This is a genomic window from Klebsiella sp. KE9456, from assembly GCF_043832615.1.
Taxonomy (GTDB): domain Bacteria; phylum Pseudomonadota; class Gammaproteobacteria; order Enterobacterales; family Enterobacteriaceae; genus Klebsiella; species Klebsiella indica.
Map to the genome: position 1 here is coordinate 1 of NZ_JBDYQK010000050.1, position 5,074 is coordinate 5,074.

Consider the following 5,074-nt stretch of genomic DNA (forward strand, 5'->3'; position numbering starts at 1 on the left):
TCACCAGTGCCGTTCAATGTGGCAACTGTTGAAAAAGGTTCGTCACTTTATGGATACCGTCAGCCCATTCCCCGGTGGAAAGCATGGGCTGGCTAAAGTGTAGCGGTATTAGGATCAGTTATTTAGATGCCTGTCCAGGAAGTTATCTGCTGATTGGCAATGGAGATAATGGTGACAATATCATGCCTCACCATCCCAAATATGATTTCAACGATACCTGTATTTCAGTTGGTGCCAGCTACTGGATTGCGCTAGTCAATACTCTACTTAGTTGATTAATAGGATTCATATGAGTCATTCACTTAATGATGATGTCCACTGTCCAGCTGCACCGCTGACTAAACCACATCCCAAGGGTAAAACCATTGCCGCTATTACCATCGGCAACGGACTGGAGTTTTATGATTTCACCATTTTCAGTTTTTTTGCAACGATCATTGGAAAGCATTTTTTTCCTGCTGAAAGTTCAGGAACGTCATTATTAATGGCGTTCGCCACCTATGGTGTGGGGTTTATTTTTCGTCCTCTGGGGAGCATGTATCTTGGGCAATACGCAGATAAATATGGGCGTAAAGCTGCCCTCACCTTAACGCTATGGCTTATGGCAATCGGGTCGGCGATTTTTGTGCTGGCGCCGACATACCAGAGCATCGGAATTTACGCCCCTGCATTGATTGTCATAGCTCGACTCTTACAAGGTTTTGCCATTGGTGGCGAGCTCGGCGCATCCACATCTTACCTGATGGAGTTCGCAACAAAAAATTCCCGTGGTTATTATAGTAGTTGGCAGTTCTTCAGTCAGGGACTCAGTGTATTAATGGGTGCGTTGGTCGGCTTAGGATTAACTGCGCTTCTCACGAATAATCAATTGAATGAGTGGGGATGGCGTGTTCCGTTTATTATTGGCCTGTTAGTGATCCCGGTGGGGCAATACATTCGTAATACGCTGCCGGAACAACATGCACCATTGAAGGAACATTCGTCATTATGGACTATGGCTGTGCGCCATAAGGTCTCACTGTGCGCAGGTATTCTGATTTCTATTGGTGGCACCTCGGCAAACTATGTAGTTTTGCACTATATGGCAAATTACGCAATATCTCAGCTCAATGTAGGGATGGTCAATGGTATTTTCCTGGGATGCGTCGCTGGGTTTATCCAGATCTGTTTTTGTGGTCTAGCGGGTAAAATGTGTGACCAGTTTGGTTACAAAAAAATGGTGCTGATTACACGAATCTTGATGCTTATCGCTATCTATCCGGTATTCTTATTGATTGAGGCAATCCCGATTGCGCCGGTAATGGCCGGGGTAATTATTTTATTGACCATTTTGCTGATTTTCAATACTGTGCCCTCTTTAGTCTTGTTGGGTATAATTTTCCCAAGGGAATTTCGGGCCACCGGGCTATCGTTAACCTACAGTGTCAGTACTGTGATTTTTGGTGGCTTTGCCCAGTTCTTCTGCAGCTTGATGATTAAAATGACCGGGAGTAATAGCGCCCCAGCAATATATATTTTTGTCTGCGGAATAGTTTCACTCCAGGGATTATTACTGGCCAAAGAAAAAGAATAGCAAAGTCATATCATCACTATTTTAATGATGATTATAAAGTCAGGCATTGAAGCTTTTAGAACAGCCGGGGAAGCAATGTATCAGACAATACTCTGTATCCTTCAGCGTTGTTGCATTCGTCCTGTTTTATTATGCAATGAATCTCGTGATCATAACGCATGGTTTATTGATAGTAATGAATAGTCATATATCAACAAATGATTTTATTCTGCACTTTCACTTTGTCAAAAATAAAATTGTACTGCGGGGCAGTCACTTGATATTAGTACGAGAGTTCAGATTATGTCGATCTAACCAAGGAGTATATTTTCCGCTCACCACATGGTATATCGTTATTGATATGTTCTTGTTAGCAGGTTAGATATCTTCCATATAATATGGTATTGTGTTTTTTTTACATAATCAGCAGTGTTGAGACATTTCTCGGGCCAAAGACTTCGGCCCGAGCACGTTTGTGGATGTTGTCATAAGAATATTACAACCACCAGGGTTTCCTTTACATCGAACCTAAAACCATTGTGCATAGGTTTCACAACAGATAACTATTTCCTCCACGGGCAGCTGTATTCTCAGCAAACTCTTTTGGCAAACGACCAGATCATAGCCTTTCTTAAGTCTGTCGAACCTGGACGTGCCGACAAAGATGTCATATGCGAAACAGTAATATAAGAGGTTTCGAACTCAAACTGAAAGGAAAAGTTTGGCAATAAGGATGCCTCAGAAATCAAAAGATGCAGGACCTTCATGACGAAAATCGTTGGCTCAAACAGCTATTTGCTAACTTTAGGCTGAAAAATTACGTGTTGAAAATGCGCGATCTAAAAATCTTCAAAACAAACGATAAAGCATTAACTTGGCGATTATATTGAAGAGATGTTGTATTTGGGCAGACTTGTCTATTTTTACCGGTCCGATACCTCCCACGATGAACCGGTGATACATGAGCTGACTTAACTTGCGGAGCATTTCTTGTGATATTCATCGGTTCAGAATCCTGAATGAAGCACTGAAAATTACAGAACTCTGACTGATGGAATACAATAACGATCAGCCTCATGAATTCCTGAATAATCGAATCGGACCTCAGATGAATTTATCCGAAGTCTGAAAAATGTCGGGTTCTCTGATTTAGCTTGGCACCGATATTGAGAAGAAACAGTGTAGAGTCAGTCCAAGATTAAGGTCTGGTGAACAATGAACGGATAAAGTAAGCAGGTGTACAGCTCCATGCATGACAATAACTATTGATTTGCATCGCGCCATAAGGAGATGCTTTCGGATTATGTGGATCGAAGGCTTCCCAGAAGGTATCAACCCCGTACTCTGCCATGATTCCCCAGTATCCAAGCACAACATCCTGCGCACCTTGTTTGTCCCCTATTGTTACAAAAGCCGACACAAGATGATGATAAAGGTATGGAGTAAGTGGAGTTATTGCCTTGGGCATTTTCATGACCCTCTGCAATAAATCCTTTCCCGTCTGATTGTCAACAATACCAGCTAGCACCATCCAAATTTGTGACGCCCAGGATATTTGTGAATTTGGCCCACTGACGAATAATTTGGAATCTGATTTCCATAAATAACGCGTTGCAGCATTCGTCATATGTTGAATCAAACTATCCAGCTTTGCACTTGAGGAATTATCTCCAACCAGTTCCGTCAAACTCTTAACTCGTCGACAACAATAAATCATTAACCCCTGCATTGATGCTTGTTTATCCAATCCATCCTGCCAGTCGATAAAAGTGAATGGTCTATCAGGAATTTGAACAACCCCATCATTATTTACATATCGTTCCGTTATTAAGGTAATTTGCTTCAATGCAACGGGTAATAAATGTTCAAGTGTTTGACGGTCGTTTGTTGCAAAATAATAGTCTGCAAGTGTTGGGCCAAATAACGCAGCATAGTCTAGCATGACTCCTTCCCCGGCGGTGGGAGTGGGTTTTTCGTAAACACATGCCGTAACAAAGCCATCACTATTTGTTAGTCCGGCAAAAAGATATAGACACCTTTTAACAAGGTTGTTATTTTTAAAACTGAGATAGTTTGTCAGCGCTTGTAGCCTTAAATCGCCTAACCATAAACGTTGGTCGCGTCGTGGACCATCTTCAAAAGTGGTCTGCATACACTCATGTAATGTTCTCAGACTTATTTTTTCTATTTTTTTCCATTTTTCTGAAAGACCTAAAATATTTGTTTGTTTGTCTTCACCTGCGGAACTAACTGCGATAGTATGAATGTTATTAAATATTATACCAAAATTTTTAGAACCCGACATAACCTCAATTTTCACATACTTATATGCATGACGTCTCGAAATGGTGACCTCAGCCGGAAGATGGTCTATATTTATAATTTCATCAGGTAGCCATGATGCACTCAAAGTTCCATTATATGGATACAATGGTTCCAGTACATCACTTGGGACTTCACCAAAAATCAATCTTAATCTGGTAGGCGCATCATTTCCTCTACCAACCCAGTCCATATTAAAAGTTAAAAATCCTGTTACATGATGTGGAAATTCGACGATAAAAAAATCACCAGCATTGACTGGAGTCTCACTAATTGATTTCAATGATCGTGTTTCATCAGAAACCATTTTATATTGTAAAATATTATTTTTGTCGCTAACACCATTTACTAGCTGTACAGCCTGTACAGTACTTTCAATAAGCGTCGGTTTCAATCTTTCTGCAATGCTGATCCACTCAAGGTTATTATATTCCTTAAGACGCGAGCCAGAAATCATCGACTTACTAAGCTTAGTTGATTCTTTGGAATCTGCTTTTTTTAAAAGCAAACCACACGATGTAATCATGACTGCCGTTTTAATAATAAGATCTCGCCTGTTCAAATCTAATCCTCTTAATAATTTCATCTTAAAAACCAAAGGTGATAATCTTCATCAAAAGATGAGACGCCTAAAATAGATATATATTCACCATAACAAAATAACCATCGTAGTCAATATTAAAAATTTTGTTTTGGGTATCAAAAAGTAAGATTGGAGGTTGTAATTAAAATGAAGCTAATATAAAAAATACAATGGTGACTCAAAATTATTCATAGTGCTATTTAGTCATTAATGGAGAATATATTTATCATCTAATCCTCCTGATTCTTAAAACAGCTGCGATTTTCTTACTGACGTGCTAAGTGATGCCCCAGATTAAAACTGTGGTGTTCAATACACTGAGTAGACCTCTTACTGGTCGTGTGTATTTTCTGCCGCTCTTCCCGCGTTATCTTACCTCAGTATACATGCATGTAGTTTGTGAGAGTTACTTTCTACTTATCATCCGTTTTTTATTCCTTGAATCATGAAGCTGTGCGTGAAGATAAAGCACGAGGTGAAACTTTAATACTTAGGCTGTGTCCCTTAACTTAACAATCGCCTTAAAAATAACCTGATCGCCCCCAGTTTTAGCATGCTCAGGTAGTTTCTGGCTGTTTTTTCCGAACGTGTGGCGATTCGCCTGTTTTCTTTCAATG

The 5,074-nt window shown here is 40.1% G+C and carries 3 protein-coding genes and 1 pseudogene; 2 read left to right on the top strand and 2 right to left on the bottom strand.

All coding sequences use genetic code 11. The features are described from left to right. Positions 1 to 103: hypothetical protein (locus ABK821_RS25145; protein ID WP_244500604.1), on the top strand; the 103-nt coding region annotated here is incomplete at its 5' end. 186 nt (positions 104 to 289) lie between these two features. Continuing rightward, complete coding sequence (locus ABK821_RS25150; protein ID WP_395034208.1) at positions 290 to 1,573, top strand: MFS transporter; 1,284 nt, start codon at positions 290 to 292, stop codon at positions 1,571 to 1,573. Between the two features lie 1,177 nt (positions 1,574 to 2,750). Here ABK821_RS25150 and ABK821_RS25155 read toward each other — a convergent pair. Both ABK821_RS25155 and ABK821_RS25160 read right to left on the bottom strand, forming a co-directional pair. Further along, positions 2,751 to 4,460: a sugar hydrolase gene (locus ABK821_RS25155; RefSeq protein WP_343179115.1), complete on the bottom strand. Its 1,710-nt coding sequence runs from the start codon at positions 4,458 to 4,460 to the stop codon at positions 2,751 to 2,753. A gap of 501 nt (positions 4,461 to 4,961) precedes the next feature. Then, positions 4,962 to 5,074, bottom strand: a pseudogene (locus ABK821_RS25160) (IS5 family transposase); the annotation flags it as partial.

Coding starts and splice junctions, on each gene's coding strand:
- ABK821_RS25155 (WP_343179115.1), bottom strand. CDS start 4,460: ATGAAATTATTAAGAGGATTAGATTTGAACAGGCGAGATCTTATTATT.
- ABK821_RS25150 (WP_395034208.1), top strand. CDS start 290: ATGAGTCATTCACTTAATGATGATGTCCACTGTCCAGCTGCACCGCTG.